Source organism: Arthrobacter sp. B0316-5-4, assembly GCF_059090325.1.
Genome location: NZ_JBNHFN010000001.1, coordinates 460,726 through 475,182, shown reverse-complemented (window position 1 = coordinate 475,182; position 14,457 = coordinate 460,726). Strand labels below are relative to the sequence as shown.

The window sequence follows — 14,457 nt, the reverse complement described above, 5'->3', positions numbered from 1 at the left end:
CTAGGCGGACACCGGCTCCACCACGACAACCACTCGTTCCTCGCCGATCCTGGTGAGGACCAGGGTGGCTGTTTTCGCTTTGCCCTTGCCGGGCTTGGCGGGAAGCAACTGCTTCCTTAGCTCTTCGGGGGTCACGGCCGTACCGCGCTTCTTGATGTCCAGCACGGTGATGCCGTTGCTCTTCACCCAGGCTTTCAGGGCCTTGACGTTGTACGGCAGGACCTCAAGCACCTTGTAGGCGCGGGCAAACGGGGTGTCATGCAACCCTGGAGCGCAAATGTAGGCGATGTGCTCATCCACCAAGTGACCGCCAAGGCGTTCTGCGACATCGGCCACCAGGCCCGCGCGGATCACCGCCCCATCCGGTTCGTACAGAAAACCTTCCACCGGCCCGACGGCGGCTACCGGACCGCCGTCGAAATCCTCGCCGCTGGTGATTTCGGCAGCTCCCTGGCTGCCGAGGACCAGCGCAGCGCGTCGTACCCCGGGTCGCGCCACCGCGTTGAACCACAGTGTTACCTCGGTGACGTCGCCCCCGACGGAAACCCACTGGGCCTCGCACCCGGCAGGCACGGAATCGTGCGGGATGCCCGGACCCATTTTGACTCCAATGGCACGCCCGGTAGCGGCCAGTCTTTCCACGAACGACAAAGGGGGAGAGAAGGCCTCGGGGTCCCAAATCCGCTTTGTTCCCGAAGTGGATGTGGTGCGACGGGCGGGATCCAGCCACACTCCGTCAATGCCGTCCAGCTCCACGGAGGTAGCGTCCGCGTGCACCACCGTCGCGTGCGGGAAGGGGATCAGGTTGATCGTCGCGCAGGCAGCAGTGGTCTCATCCATCTCCACGGCGGTCACAGCGATGTCCATGGAAGCCATTGCCATGGAGTCGGCGCCCAAGCCGCAACCGAGGTCCGCGACGTGCGCAACACCTGCCGTGGCAAAACGCTCGGCGTGCCGGGCAGCGACGTTCAACCGGGTGGCCTGCTCCAAGCCTGCCTGCGTGAACAGCATCTGGCGGGCAAATTCACCGAACTTGGCCTCGGCCCGGGTCCGCAGGCGGGACTGGGTCAGGACGGCGGCCACAAGTTCGGGGGAGTGGCCTGCCTTCCGGAGGTCGGCATTAACGCTGAATGCATCGGCTTCCTTGTACGGCCCCAGTGAGGCAAGAAGTTCCCATCCTTCGGTGGTCAGCAAGGGCGCGATCTGTTCCTGCGGTGCATGAGGCATGGGATCAAGCCTAACGTCGCAGGATATGACAGCGTGACTGGTGAATCGGCCAGATAGGGTTGTTTTCATGGAAGACAACGCAGCCGCACAGCCGTCCCGCATCACCAAATATGCCCGTCCCGCACTTATTGCGGGCATCGTGATAGCCGTGGTCTGCATAGCCCTGCTCATCATCATCCTGGCCTTGGACTCCTTCAATGCGGCCGCGTACTCCGTCACCGGCAAGAGCGTCAACGATGCCACCGACGAAGCGCGGGAGATCCGCGACCTCTACAGCGGCGCCCGCATCGGCGGGATCATCGCCCTGGTGATCTCCGGCGTCGTGGCTGTCCTGTCCGCAGTAGTGCTGTACCGGAACCGCGGCAACGCCCCCGTGGATGGGGACGACGACGGCGAAGACTACGACCTGGACGACCTCACCGGCCGGTGAGCGGAGTTCACCGATGACGAAATGCTGGCACTCACCTTGACCGAGTGCTAACGCTTACATAGAGTCTTATTAGCACTCTCCCCCGGAGGGTGCTAACCACGCCAGGCGTTCCTCCGGCACCGCGACGACGGTTGCACGCCCCGGCACCCTAGTTCTTAGTCCATGAATCAGCTCATGAAAAGGAGAGTCCGAGTGTCGGTCTCGATTAAGCCTCTTGAGGATCGTATTGTTGTTCGCCCGCTCGAAGCAGAGCAGACCACGGCTTCCGGCCTGGTTATTCCGGACTCCGCACAGGAGAAGCCGCAGGAAGGCGAAGTTGTTGCAATCGGCCCCGGCCGCTTCGATGACAACGGCAACCGCGTGCCGGTTGACGTAACCGTTGGCGACGTCGTCATCTACTCCAAGTACGGTGGAACCGAAGTCAAGACCGGCGGCAACGAGTACCTCGTTCTGTCCGCCCGCGACGTCCTCGCGATCGTCGTAAAGTAACTTCCCGGAGCCCGCACCGCCGCCGCGTTGGAATCATTCCGACCCGACAGCGGTGCGGGTTTTCTGTCTTGAAAGGACACAACCATGGCAAAGCAGCTTGCTTTTAACGATGCTGCCCGCCGGTCTCTTGAGGCCGGTATCGACAAGCTCGCCAACACTGTCAAGGTGACGCTTGGTCCGCGCGGCCGCAACGTCGTGCTGGACAAGAAGTGGGGCGCTCCCACGATCACCAACGACGGCGTCACCATCGCCCGCGAAGTTGAGCTTGACGACCCCTACGAGAACCTTGGCGCACAGCTGGCCAAGGAAGTAGCCACCAAGACCAACGACGTCGCCGGCGACGGCACCACCACGGCTACCGTGCTGGCACAGGCCCTGGTCAAGGAAGGCCTGCGCAACGTTGCAGCCGGCGCCGCTCCGGGCGAAATCAAGCGTGGCATTGAGGTTTCCGTTGAAGCCGTAGCTGCCCGCCTCCTGGAGAACGCCCGCGAAGTCGAAGGCACCCAGGTTGCCAGCGTTGCTGCGATCTCTGCACAGAGCGACGAGGTCGGCGAACTGCTGGCTGAGGCGTTCGGCAAGGTGGGCAAGGACGGTGTCATCACCATTGAAGAGTCCTCCACCACGCAGACCGAGCTGGTCCTCACCGAAGGCATGCAGTTCGACAAGGGCTACCTGTCCCCGTACTTCGTCACCGACGCAGAGCGCCAGGAAGCCGTCCTTGAGGACGCCCTCATCCTGATCAACCAGGGCAAGATCTCCTCGCTGCAGGACTTCCTGCCGCTCCTGGAGAAGGCCCTGCAGGCCAACAAGCCGCTCTTCATCATTGCTGAAGACATCGAAGGCGAAGCCCTTTCCACGCTGATCGTCAACCGCATCCGCGGCACGCTCAACGTTGTTGCCGTCAAGGCACCGGGCTTCGGCGACCGCCGCAAGGCTATGCTCCAGGACATCGCCACGCTCACCGGCGCACAGGTTGTCTCCCCGGACCTCGGCCTGACCCTGGACTCCGTCGGCCTCGAGGTACTCGGTACCGCACGCCGCATCACGGTCACCAAGGACAACACCACCATCGTGGACGGCGCAGGTTCGGCCCAGGACGTGGCCGACCGCGTTGCACAGCTGCGTGCCGAACTGACCCGGACGGACTCCGACTGGGACAAGGAAAAGCTGCAGGAACGCCTGGCCAAGCTCGCCGGCGGCATCGGCGTGATCAAGGTTGGCGCTGCCACCGAGGTGGAGCTGAAGGAAAAGAAGCACCGCATCGAGGACGCCGTTTCCTCCACGCGTGCAGCCCTTGAAGAAGGCATCGTTTCCGGCGGCGGTTCCGCACTCATCCACGCCCTCAAGGCACTGGACGAGTCCCCGGCCGTCAAGGCACTGGAAGGTGACGCGGCAGCAGCCGTTGGCATCGTTCGCCGTGCCCTGGTCCAGCCCCTGCGTTGGATCGCACAGAACGCCGGCTTCGACGGCTTCGTGGTTGTTGCCAAGGTTTCCGAGCTGGAAGCCAACCACGGCTTCAACGCCAAGTCCGGCGAGTACGAGGACCTGATCGCCGCTGGCGTGATCGACCCCGTCAAGGTCACCCGCTCCGCACTCCGCAACGCCGCTTCCATCGCTGCCCTGGTCCTCACCACCGAGACCCTGGTTGCCGAAAAGCCGGCCGAGGAAGAAGACGCACACGCAGGCCACCAGCACTAAGCTGCCTGCTCCAAAGAACCCCGGCCACGACATCGTGGCCGGGGTTTTTTGCTGTGCACGCTCTCTCACGTCCCGCCTGTTTGCCCGGGACGCTCTCTCACGTCCCGCCTGTTTGCCCGGGACGCTCTTTCACGTCCCGTCTGTTTGGCTGGGACGCTCTCTCACGCCCCGGGTGTGGTGGAGCGTTGGGCTGAAGGGGGTGGGATGTGGTGGAGCGTTGGGCTGAAGGGGGTGGGATGTGGTGGAGGGTCGGGCTGAAGGGGGTGGGGTGTGGTGGAGGGTTGGGTTGAAGGGGGTGGGATGTGGTGGAGGGTTTGGCCCCAGCAGCCAGCTACTTCGCCCGCCGGATTGCGCCGAATCGTCGCGCGGTAGCCGTGGGAGCAGTTGGCCGCCGGACCGAGGATGCGCGCTTGCCGATGAGCCGGTAGAACACCAGAACCGCGGCGGCTGCTGCCACGATGCCCACGAGGTTCAGGGCCAGCTGCATCGCCGACCCCGCAGCCTTGCTGTATTCGCCCAGGACAAGAGCTACGGCAACATAGCCGGCCGCAGGGACAGTGGTGACGGAGATAAATACGCCCACTAGGGCTGAAGACCTGTGGCTGATCATGGACAGCATTCCGGCCGCCCCGGCGAGGGCGGCCACAATAAGTGAATAGGGTCCCGGGTGATAGATGAACTCCACCGCGGAGCCCTGGACCAAAGCGTCAGCGGGAAACAAGCCCAGCGGGACAGACAACCACGCTGCGGCTGCCGTCACCGCCATCGCTACGGGGAATCCGACGCCGAGGGCCAGCAAGGAACTCCGTACCAGGCGCCACTTCCGTTCCACCAGTCCCACCGATAACGCGGCAAGGGGGCCGAACTCGGGGCCGACCACCATCGCACCCACAATGGCGATGGTGGAATCGGTCACAATTCCTATTGCTGCCAACTGCGCCGCAATGATGAGGAACGCGAGGAAGCTCCATGTCAGTTTGGAGTCTTCCCCGGTTTGCCGGGATACCTCGTCCCAGATGACGGAATCGGCGGATTCCCCTGGGGCGGCCGCCTCGGCCTCATCCGCGCGTGCGGACAGGACCAGATCCGGCGAGGAAACTGAGATGGAGCCGAGTTCCGGAAGCTTCAGGGTGTGCAGCCTTTGTATCAGCTCTTCGGCGGATTCCCGTGCGATTTGGACTGTTATGACGTCCCCGGGCGGCTCCACGGAGGCTCCCTTGTGTACCGCCGTTTCGGCCGCTCCGTTCTGCTCAAGGCAGCATTCCAGAACCGACTCAGACAATTCCGCCGGCACGCATAGGCGCAGCTGGACGATCATGGTGCTCCCTCCGTTGCATCAGGTTTCAGCGTAGTTCCCGGGACGGCCCGGAGGGCGCAACGGGCACAGGCGACGCACAGCCGAGACTGGGATAATCCATAGCTGAACCTGAGCTAATGGGGCCTTGGAACGCAGCCCGGATGACGGACCCAAATGGGTTGGCGCGGACGGACCGCGTATGATGGATGCTTTGTGCCACAGCTTTTGAGGAACTGCCTAACGTGACTACGCCAACGATCCCAGCCCCTGCCCGACCCGGCAGGCGGGCTTCGGGACCCGTTGGAAAGTCGAAGTTCCGCCCTGAAATCCAAGGTCTGAGGTCGCTCGCTGTCCTGATGGTGGTGAGTTACCACGTCTGGATCGGGCGGGTCTCCGGAGGCGTGGATGTGTTCCTCCTCATCTCGGCGTTCCTCATGACCTTGCAGTTCACAGGACGCTACAAACAACGCCGGCCGATGGACCTACTGCGGCACTGGCTGCACCTGTTCCGCCGCCTGCTTCCCGCCGTCGTGGTCGTCCTCCTGGCCACGCTTGCGGCCAGCTTCGTCTTCCTGCCGGCCACCCGCTGGGTCGAGGTGGTCAACCAAGGGTGGGCCTCGCTGTTCTACTACGAGAACTGGCTCCTTCAGGGCCTGGCCGTTGATTACTACGCTGCGGACCACAGCCTGGCGAGCCCGTTGCAGCACTTCTGGTCGCTTTCCATCCAGGGCCAGGTCTTCATTCTGTGGCCCGTGATTTTCGCTTCCGTGGCGCTCCTGTGCCGGCGCTTCAGCCTCAGGTACCGTGCCACGCTCGCCTACGTCTTTGCGATCATCTTCGTTGTCTCGCTGGCGTACTCCATCATTTTCACGGCCAACAACCAGGCTGTGGCGTATTTCGACACTTTTGCCCGGCTGTGGGAATTCGCGTTGGGAACATTGCTTGCGCTGGTCCTGCCTGGCCTGAACTTCGCCAAGCCAGTCCGCGTGGTGATGGGCTGGATCGGCGTTGCCGCGATGTTGAGTTGCGGAATCCTGCTGCAGGTCCAGACTGCCTTCCCGGGATTCGTTGCTTTGTGGCCAACCCTTGCTGCAGTCGCAGTGATCGCCGCTGGCCAGACGGGCAGCCGCCTGGGCGTTGACAGGATCCTGAGCTCCCGGCTCCTGGTCCGGCTGGGTGACAACTCCTACGCCCTCTACCTTTGGCACTGGCCCATTCTGGTGATTGCCTTGGCCTGGACCGGCAAGGACCATGCCGGCTGGCTCTCCGGAACGCTGATCGTCGCGCTGGCGTTGGTCCTGGCCTTCCTCACCACGAAGTACGTGGAGAAGCCGTTCCGGGAATGGAAGTGGCCGGAGGTGAACCGCCGTCGCTCCGCCATTGCTATCGCTGCCTGCCTGGCCGTGGCGTGTGCGCCGCTGTTCGGATTCCAGTACAAGCAGTATCTGGACTTGCAAGCCGCCCAGGCGCAGGCCTTCAATGACAATCCCGGCGCCCACGCACTCCTTCCTGGGTATGTGGACCTGGTCAGCCAGGACGCCAAGACCTTGCCCACTCCCGAGCAGCTGCCTGAGGATTGGGCAACACTCGCAGGTGCCTGCGAGGGGGAGTCCAAGCCCGAAGACAAGATTCTTCAGGAGAAGTGCCAGCAGAATGACGTGGGGGCTGACGCCACCAAGGACATTTTGGTGTTGGGCGACTCGCATTCACAGCAGTGGCTCGCCGCGATTGGACCTCTTGCCGAGGCCCACCACTGGAGGGTTACGGCCTTGCTTCTGGGCGGATGCCATTTCATGCCGGAGAATCCGGATGCCGACGACGCCTGTAACGACTTCAATGCTGCGGCGTTCAAATACGCTGCGGAAAAGTTACCCGACACGGTGTTCATGGTCGGAACCGCGGCATCCCCGTCCTCTCCGGATGAGCAGCTGGTGCACGGCTTCGAGCAGACTGTGACTAACTTCAACGACCTGGGCATCGGCGTGGTCGCCATCCGTGACAACCCGCGGTACGACTACAACGTCACCGAATGCGCATTGGCCAAGGGCGTTGACAGTGCCGATTGCAAATCGGATGAGACCGAGGTCCTTGCCGCCCAAAGCCCCTTTGTCGCACTACAGGGAACTTTTGGCAACGCTGCGTTCCTGGACATGACTGACCTCCTCTGCGACGGCGTCACGTGTCCGAGCGTCGTGGGAAACGTGTTCGTGTATTTGGACGACAACCACTTGTCCAAGACCTACGTCACCAGCATGAGCGAGATGTTCGACGAGAGGTGGTTTGCCGCGACCGGGTGGCAAGAATGATGGAGACCCAGGGCAGCGCGGCTGCGTCAGGAACCGCGGAAACCACGACGCCGGAACGCCGCTTCCGTCCGGAAGTCCAGGGCCTGCGCGCCTTGGCTGTGGTGATGGTGGCTGCCTACCATATCTGGCTTGGCAAGGTGTCCGGCGGTGTGGATGTTTTCCTGCTGATCTCAGCGTTCCTGTTGACGTTGTCCTTCACCCGCAAGCTTGAGGCAAATCGGCCCTTGCGCCTTGTGCAGCACTGGCTGCACGTGTTCAAGCGGTTGCTGCCCGCCGTCGTCGTGGTGTTACTGGCCGTCCTGGCCGGCACGTGGGCGCTTATCCCGCAGAGCCGTTGGCCCGATGTCCTCACGGAGGCGTGGGCTTCCCTCCTGTACCGGCAAAATTGGCAGCTTGCAGCTTTCGCCGTGGATTACTACGCCCAGCAGCACGTGGATGCGAGCCCGCTCCAGCACTTCTGGTCGCTGTCCGTGCAGGGCCAGGTGTTCATTCTGTGGCCGCTGATCTTTGCCGGCATTGCACTGCTGCAGCCTCACTTGGCCAGGCGGTTTCCGCAGCGCAAAGCCGTTGGCCACCGGCAGTTGCTTTTCCTGGCGTTCGCCGTGGTGTTCGTGGCTTCGCTCCTGTTCTCCATCGAAGAGACCTACAGCAACCAGGCCTACGCCTACTTCGACACGCGCGCCCGACTGTGGGAGTTCGCCCTGGGTTCCTTGCTTGCCCTGGCCCTGCCCTACCTGAATCCAGGACGTCGGTTCCGGGTTTTCCTTGGCTGGGCCGGCATCGCAGCCATGCTCTCCTGTGGTTTGCTGCTCAAGGTGGACCGCTCCTTCCCGGGTTTCGTAGCCCTTTGGCCCACCCTCGCCGCCGCGGCCGTCATCGTCGCCGGGCAGAGCGGCAGCCATTGGGGCGTTGACCGGATACTCAGTTCCCGTCCGCTGGTCAAAGTGGGGGGCATCTCCTATGCCCTTTACCTGTGGCACTGGCCCATCCTTGTGTTCTTCCTGCTCGCCTCCGGGACCACCACGCCCAGCATCCTGGAAGGCATGGGAATCATGGGGGCTGCCGCAGTGCTTGCGGTGGCCACCACCAGATATGTCGAACAACCATTGCGGCGCTGGAAGTGGCCGGACGTACGGTCCTGGCGTGCCGCCGTCGTGATTGCCTCCTGCGGCGCGTTATTGGCGTTGCCGGTCACGGCCTGGCAGGGTGCCATCACTGCGGAGGCCACCGCGATTGCTTCCCAGCCCCACGAGCTGACGCCGGGCGCGGCCGCGCTGTCCCCGGATTATGCGGGGAAGCCGTCGGAGGAAGCCCTGGTCATCCCGGCGCCGGCGGCCATGAAGGATGAATGGGCGAACGTGGATGGGGAGTGCACCGGGGATAACGTGCCCAGCGATCCTGTGCTGGAGGGCTGCCTCCAGAATGAGGAGCCCGAGGTGGTCACCAAGAGAATTGTGGTGCTGGGGGACTCGCATTCCCAGCAGTACATGGCTGCCCTGGGCCCTGTCGCCAAGCAGCATGGCTGGGAAGTGGTGACGCTCCTTAAGGGTGGCTGCCGGTTCGGAGCGCAATCGTCGGAGCGGGCCGATTTTTGCAACGAGTTCAACAGGGCAAGTTCCGCATACGTCCTGGAGCACAAACCGGATGCCGTGTTCACGGTGGCGTCGCTGACGCACGTCGAGGCGCCCTTCGAAACTGAAGTGCCGGGCTACCTCGAAGGCATCAAACCGTTCACGGACCTCGGTATCGATGTGGTGGGTGTCCGGGACAATCCGCGCTTCAGCTTTAACATGCCCGAGTGCGTGCAGAAAAAGGGCAAGGATTCGCCCGACTGCAATGTGCCCCTGGAAGAGTCCTTGGCGGCGGCCTCGCCCCTGGACGATTATGTGGGCAAGGTGGACCGGCTTTACCTGATGGACATGAGCGATTTCATTTGCGAGCAAGGGACGTGCCCGGCAGTTGTGGGCAACGTGTATGTCTACAAGGACGACAACCACCTCAGCAAGACGTACGTGCAGACAATGATCCCGATGTTCGAGCAACGGTTACTGGCCGCCACGGGCTGGTCGGACAGCTAGTCCCGCGTCCTGCAGCGTCCAGGAAACGTACGACGGCGACCTGCCGCCAGTGCTGTTGCTCACAGTCAGGCGTCGCGGAATATGGCGATCGCCGCGGAGGTTCTACTATTTATTCAATACCGGCAGCACCTTCTGCCATGCAGTACCTATGCACAGGCCAGTCCCGTAATGACGGGCTGGTCATCAGTTGCAACCCCTACCAGTTAAGCCCCCAAGAACCCAGGTAAGAGGCGCACACTCATGACCCAGCCCGAACATAATCCGTTTGGCTTCATTGGCCTGACGTACGACGACGTCCTGCTGCTCCCCGGACACACCGATGTCATTCCGTCCGAGGCAGACACCACGTCACGCATTTCCAAGCGCATCACCGTGCAGACCCCACTGCTTTCTGCCGCGATGGACACCGTGACCGAGTCCCGCATGGCGATTGCCATGGCCCGCCAGGGTGGCTTGGGCGTTGTCCACCGCAACCTGTCCATTGACGACCAGGCCGAGCACGTGGACCGCGTCAAGCGCAGTGAATCGGGCATGATCACCAACCCGCTGACCATCAACCCCGAGGCCACGCTGCAGGAACTGGACGAACTGTGTTCCCGCTACCGTGTTTCCGGTCTCCCGGTGGTGGATCCCGAAGGCCGCCTCCTGGGCATCGTCACCAATCGTGACACCCGTTTCATTCCGGAGTCCGAGTTCCCGACCCGCCGCGTCTCCGACACCATGACCAAGATGCCCCTCATCACCGGGCACGTTGGCATCAGCCGCGAGGAAGCCTCGCACAAGCTGGCCACCAACAAGATCGAAAAGCTCCCGCTGGTAGACGAGCAGGGCCGGCTCAAGGGCCTCATCACCACCAAGGACTTCACCAAAGCTGAGCAGTACCCGCTGGCCACCAAGGACGATGAGGGCCGGCTCCGCGTGGGCGCAGCCATCGGTTTCTTTGGTGACGGCTGGGAGCGCGCCATGAAGCTCATCGACGCAGGCGTTGACGCTTTGTTCGTGGACACGGCCAACGGCCACTCCCAGGGCGTGCTCGATATGATTTCCCGGCTGAAGTCCGATCCCGTAGCGGCACACGTGGACGTCATCGGCGGCCAGGCGGCAACGCGTGAAGGTGCGCAGGCACTGATCGACGCCGGTGCCGACGGCATCAAGGTGGGCGTTGGCCCGGGCTCTATCTGCACCACCCGTGTTGTGGCCGGTGTTGGCGTTCCGCAGATCACTGCGATCTACGAGTCCGCCAAGGCCGCCATTCCGGCCGGTGTCCCGCTGATCGCCGACGGCGGCCTGCAGTACTCCGGCGACATCGGCAAGGCCCTGGTTGCCGGCGCCGATACCGTGATGCTCGGTTCCCTCCTTGCCGGTTGCGAGGAGTCCCCGGGAGACCTCATCTTCGTCAACGGCAAGCAGTTCAAGAGCTACCGCGGCATGGGTTCCCTCGGTGCCATGCAGTCCCGCGGCAAGAACACGTCCTACTCAAAGGACCGCTACTTCCAGGCCGACGTCTCCGGTGATGACAAGCTCATCCCCGAGGGCATCGAAGGCCGGGTGGCGTTCCGTGGACCGCTGGCTTCGGTGGCTTACCAGCTGGTGGGTGGCCTCCGCCAGACCATGTTCTACACGGGTGCCCCCACCATTCCCGAGCTCAAGGCGCGCGGCAAGTTCGTCCGTATCACGCCGGCCGGCCTGAAGGAATCGCACCCGCACGACATCCAGATGACCGTCGAGGCGCCGAACTACGGCTCCCGCTGATCTGACCTGTTGGTCCCCGTGGAGTAATCCATGGGGACCAGCTGTTTAAGCCGGGCGGCTGAAATGTCGGCCCGGAAGCATAGGCTGGGCACATGTCTGAAAAGCCCGCGGAACCGCGGCACCCGGAGTCGGTCCGGCTGAACAAGGCACCGCCCCGCAAGCTGGCGCTGCGTCCGTACGCTCGCGCCGTCGGGCAGGTCCTTAAGGTGAGCTTCAAGGCGTCCCCGGCAGCGGTGGTCATGAAGGTCCTTGGTTCGCTGATCTCGGCCACCCTGCCGCTGGTCACCACCTACTTTGCCGCGCTCACCACCACCGCCCTGGCGGCCGGTTATGCGGGGGATCCCGACGCCGGTCCGCGGGCTGTTCTCTACGTCGTCGTCACCGCTGCGCTGGGGTTGTTTTGGGGTGCGTTCAGCAGTGTTGACCGCTACATCCAGCAGTTGATGAGCTTCCGGGTTGGCGCGATCGTGGGCGACATGATGTATGAACGCTTCCTGGCGCTGGACTTCTGGCGCTATGACGACAAAGAGACGGTGGACCTTTACGACCGCGCCAAGCGGTTCTCCGATTCGTATGCCCGGGTACTGGACCGTATCGCTGCCATTTTCACGCAGCTTGTGTCCGTGATTCTGGCCATCGGTGCGCTGCTGCTGGTCAGTTGGTGGATCGCAGTGATCGTGCTGGTGGCGATTGTGCCCAGCGTCTATTTGCAGTTCAAACTTTCCCGTGAGCAGATCGCGCACTGGAACACCCAAGTGGATTCGCGCCGGCAACGGCGGATGATCGAGCAAAACCTCCTCCGGCCGCAGCACATCGCGGAAATGCGGCTCTACGGGATCGTGGGGTACCTGATGGACCTGCGCTCCCGGTTGCGGGACGCGGACGAGCGGAGGCGCCTGGACTTCCAGAAGCGCTACATCCCCAAACAACTGGTGGCCGACTCCCTGCAATACGGTGCAGAGGTGGTGTCGCTGATCTGGGTGGTGGGGCAGATCATCGCCAGGGCTCAACCCGTGGGCCAGTTCCTCTACGTCCAGCAGATCGTGAGCCGGGCCCTGTCCACGGCCAACAACCTCGTGTCGTCACTGAGTTCCATTGATGAGGACCTTGCCAACCTCAAGGACTACGAACTCTTCATGGCACTGCCGGTTCCGGGTGGCAAGGAGAAGCCCCTGGCCGTTTCTCCTTCGACAGTGGAGTTGAAGGACATCCGCTTCAGCTACACCGGCAGTGACATCGAAGTCATCAAAGGCATTTCGATGACCATCAAGGCGGGCCAGCATATTGCCATCGTCGGTGAAAACGGTGCAGGGAAGTCCACCTTGATCCGCATCCTGGCCGGGCTGTACCGGCCTGATTCGGGTCAGGTCTTGCTCGACGGCGTGGACCTCGCCGGGATCGACGTCACCAGCTGGCACAGGCACCTCGCGGTCCTGAGCCAGGAGTTCCTCAAGTACGAGTTCGCCACAGCGGCCGAGAACATCTACCTGGGCGATGTCGACGCGCCACGGGATGATGCCCGCGTCAGGCGCGCCGCTTCCGACGCCGAGGCGATGGAGTTCATCAACAAGCTGCCCAATGGCCTGGAAAACCACGTCAGCAACTGGATGGAAGACCCGCGGGGGCGCAAGGGGAGCGGACTCTCCGGCGGCCAATGGCAGCGGCTGGCCATGGCGCGGAACTTCTACCGCGATGCCTCTTTCATGGTCATGGACGAGCCCACATCGGCAATCGATGCCTTGGCCGAACACCGCATCTTCACCCGCCTCTTCGCGGACCGCAGCAGCACCATCATTGCCATCAGCCACCGCCTGGCCACCATCGAGAAGGCGGACATCGTGTACATGCTCGAGGACGGCCGGATCGCCGAACAAGGAACGCACAAGGAGCTGGTTGCGTTGCGGGGCCGGTATTTCCGGATGTTCGAGTCCCAGCTCTCCGTCGACGAGACCAGCCGGAACGTTCCTTAGTCACAGTGTCTCGTTGCGCCCCGTGGCGGGGCCGGACCGGTGGCGTGGAGTTGGTGGGATAAACTCGAGCAGTGACTTATGAGATTGAGATTGGCCGTGGCAAGCGTGGGCGTCGTGCCTACTCCCTGGATGACATTGCGATCGTTCCGAACCGCCGGACACGTGACCCGAAGGACGTCTCTGTCTCCTGGCAGATCGATGCCTACAAGTTCGAGACCCCGGTCATCGCAGCCCCCATGGACTCCGTGATGTCCCCTGATACGGCCATCGCTTTTGGCCGCCTGGGCGGTCTTGGCGTCCTTGACCTCGAGGGCCTGTGGACGCGCTATGAGGACCCGCAGAAGGTCCTCGACGAGATCGCAGGACTGCCGGACGAGACCAGCAGCCCAGCCGTCACCCGGCGCATGCAGGACCTCTACATGGCACCCATCCAGCCTGAACTCATCAGCTCCCGCCTTGCCGAGATCCGCGCCGCAGGCGTCACTGTTGCAGGCTCCCTGACCCCGCAGCGCACGCAGGAACACTACAAGACGGTGGTGGCGGCCGGCGTCGACATCTTCGTCATCCGCGGTACCACCGTCTCAGCGGAACACGTCTCCAAGAACCACGAGCCTTTGAACCTCAAGCAGTTTATCTACGAACTCGACGTTCCCGTGATCGTCGGCGGAGCCGCCGGCTACACGCCCGCCCTGCACCTCATGCGCACAGGAGCTGCCGGTGTGCTGGTTGGCTTCGGTGGCGGCGCAACCACCACTACCCGCCGCGCGCTTGGCATTCACTCGCCCATGGCTTCTGCCATCTCCGACGTCGCTGCTGCCCGCCGCGATTACATGGATGAGTCCGGTGGCCGTTACGTTCACGTCATTGCCGACGGCGGCATGGGCAGCTCGGGCGATATCGTCAAGGCCATCGCCATGGGCGCCGACGCTGTCATGCTCGGGAGCGCTTTGGCACGTGCCGAGGAAGCCCCCGGCCGTGGCTGGCACTGGGGCCCGGAGGCGCACCACCTCGAAACGCCCCGTGGTGACCGCGTCAATGTCGGTACGGTCGGTCCGTTGGAAGAGGTTCTTTTCGGACCGGGGCACCACACGGATGGCACGTCAAACCTCATTGGTGCGCTCCGGCGCTCCATGGCCACCACTGGATATTCGGACCTCAAGGAGTTCCAGCGCGTTGACGTCGTCGTGTCACCGTACTCGGGCAACTGATC

Annotated in this window: 10 protein-coding genes; 8 read left to right on the top strand and 2 right to left on the bottom strand. The window is 63.2% G+C overall.

The features are described from left to right. Positions 1–1,227 (bottom strand): THUMP-like domain-containing protein, encoded by a 1,227-nt coding sequence (locus tag AC5RU9_RS02165; protein WP_494015165.1) that lies wholly within the window; start codon positions 1,225–1,227, stop codon positions 1–3. A 67-nt stretch (positions 1,228–1,294) separates the two neighbouring features. Between AC5RU9_RS02165 and AC5RU9_RS02160 the strand changes: the two genes are divergently transcribed. From AC5RU9_RS02160 to groL, 3 genes are all read left to right on the top strand, one after another. After that, the gene (locus AC5RU9_RS02160; protein ID WP_211711207.1) at positions 1,295–1,657 is read left to right on the top strand and encodes a hypothetical protein; all 363 of its coding nucleotides are present in this window, start codon (positions 1,295–1,297) and stop codon (positions 1,655–1,657) included. Between the two features lie 192 nt (positions 1,658–1,849). Continuing rightward, positions 1,850–2,146, top strand: coding sequence for a co-chaperone GroES (groES, locus tag AC5RU9_RS02155; RefSeq protein WP_211711208.1), 297 nt, complete (start codon positions 1,850–1,852; stop codon positions 2,144–2,146). Positions 2,147–2,230: 84 nt separating this feature from the next. Beyond that, positions 2,231–3,844, top strand: coding sequence for a chaperonin GroEL (gene groL / locus AC5RU9_RS02150; RefSeq protein WP_309992090.1), 1,614 nt, complete (start codon positions 2,231–2,233; stop codon positions 3,842–3,844). Between the two features lie 331 nt (positions 3,845–4,175). Here groL and AC5RU9_RS02145 read toward each other — a convergent pair whose 3' ends face one another. After that, positions 4,176–5,162, bottom strand: a complete 987-nt coding sequence (locus AC5RU9_RS02145) for a DUF389 domain-containing protein (RefSeq protein WP_494015164.1) — start codon at positions 5,160–5,162, stop codon at positions 4,176–4,178. A gap of 185 nt (positions 5,163–5,347) precedes the next feature. Here AC5RU9_RS02145 and AC5RU9_RS02140 point away from each other — a divergent pair, with 185 nt between their 5' ends. The 5 genes from AC5RU9_RS02140 to AC5RU9_RS02120 all read left to right on the top strand — a co-directional run bounded on the left by AC5RU9_RS02140 (position 5,348) and on the right by AC5RU9_RS02120 (position 14,455). Then, a complete protein-coding gene (locus AC5RU9_RS02140) occupies positions 5,348–7,447 on the top strand; it encodes an acyltransferase family protein (RefSeq protein WP_494015163.1) in 2,100 nt (699 codons plus the stop codon). After that, positions 7,444–9,525, top strand: coding sequence for an acyltransferase family protein (locus tag AC5RU9_RS02135; RefSeq protein WP_494015162.1), 2,082 nt, complete (start codon positions 7,444–7,446; stop codon positions 9,523–9,525). The genes AC5RU9_RS02140 and AC5RU9_RS02135 overlap by 4 nt, the downstream gene beginning before the upstream one ends. A 240-nt stretch (positions 9,526–9,765) precedes the next feature. Next, positions 9,766–11,277, top strand: coding sequence for an IMP dehydrogenase (gene guaB / locus AC5RU9_RS02130; protein ID WP_211711212.1), 1,512 nt, complete (start codon positions 9,766–9,768; stop codon positions 11,275–11,277). Between the two features lie 92 nt (positions 11,278–11,369). Further along, positions 11,370–13,247, top strand: a complete 1,878-nt coding sequence (locus tag AC5RU9_RS02125) for an ABC transporter ATP-binding protein (RefSeq protein ID WP_494015161.1) — start codon at positions 11,370–11,372, stop codon at positions 13,245–13,247. A 71-nt stretch (positions 13,248–13,318) separates the two neighbouring features. Beyond that, a complete protein-coding gene (locus AC5RU9_RS02120; RefSeq protein ID WP_494015160.1) occupies positions 13,319–14,455 on the top strand; it encodes a GuaB3 family IMP dehydrogenase-related protein in 1,137 nt (378 codons plus the stop codon). Positions 14,456–14,457 lie beyond the last annotated feature (2 nt).

What these genes read in the sequence shown, in the direction of transcription:
- AC5RU9_RS02165 (WP_494015165.1), bottom strand. Translation starts at nt 1,227, where the DNA reads ATGCCTCATGCACCGCAGGAACAGATCGCGCCCTTGCTGACCACCGAA.
- AC5RU9_RS02160 (WP_211711207.1), top strand. Translation starts at nt 1,295, where the DNA reads ATGGAAGACAACGCAGCCGCACAGCCGTCCCGCATCACCAAATATGCC.
- groL (WP_309992090.1), top strand. Translation starts at nt 2,231, where the DNA reads ATGGCAAAGCAGCTTGCTTTTAACGATGCTGCCCGCCGGTCTCTTGAG.
- AC5RU9_RS02145 (WP_494015164.1), bottom strand. Translation starts at nt 5,162, where the DNA reads ATGATCGTCCAGCTGCGCCTATGCGTGCCGGCGGAATTGTCTGAGTCG.
- AC5RU9_RS02140 (WP_494015163.1), top strand. Translation starts at nt 5,348, where the DNA reads ATGCTTTGTGCCACAGCTTTTGAGGAACTGCCTAACGTGACTACGCCA.
- AC5RU9_RS02135 (WP_494015162.1), top strand. Translation starts at nt 7,444, where the DNA reads ATGATGGAGACCCAGGGCAGCGCGGCTGCGTCAGGAACCGCGGAAACC.
- guaB (WP_211711212.1), top strand. Translation starts at nt 9,766, where the DNA reads ATGACCCAGCCCGAACATAATCCGTTTGGCTTCATTGGCCTGACGTAC.
- AC5RU9_RS02125 (WP_494015161.1), top strand. Translation starts at nt 11,370, where the DNA reads ATGTCTGAAAAGCCCGCGGAACCGCGGCACCCGGAGTCGGTCCGGCTG.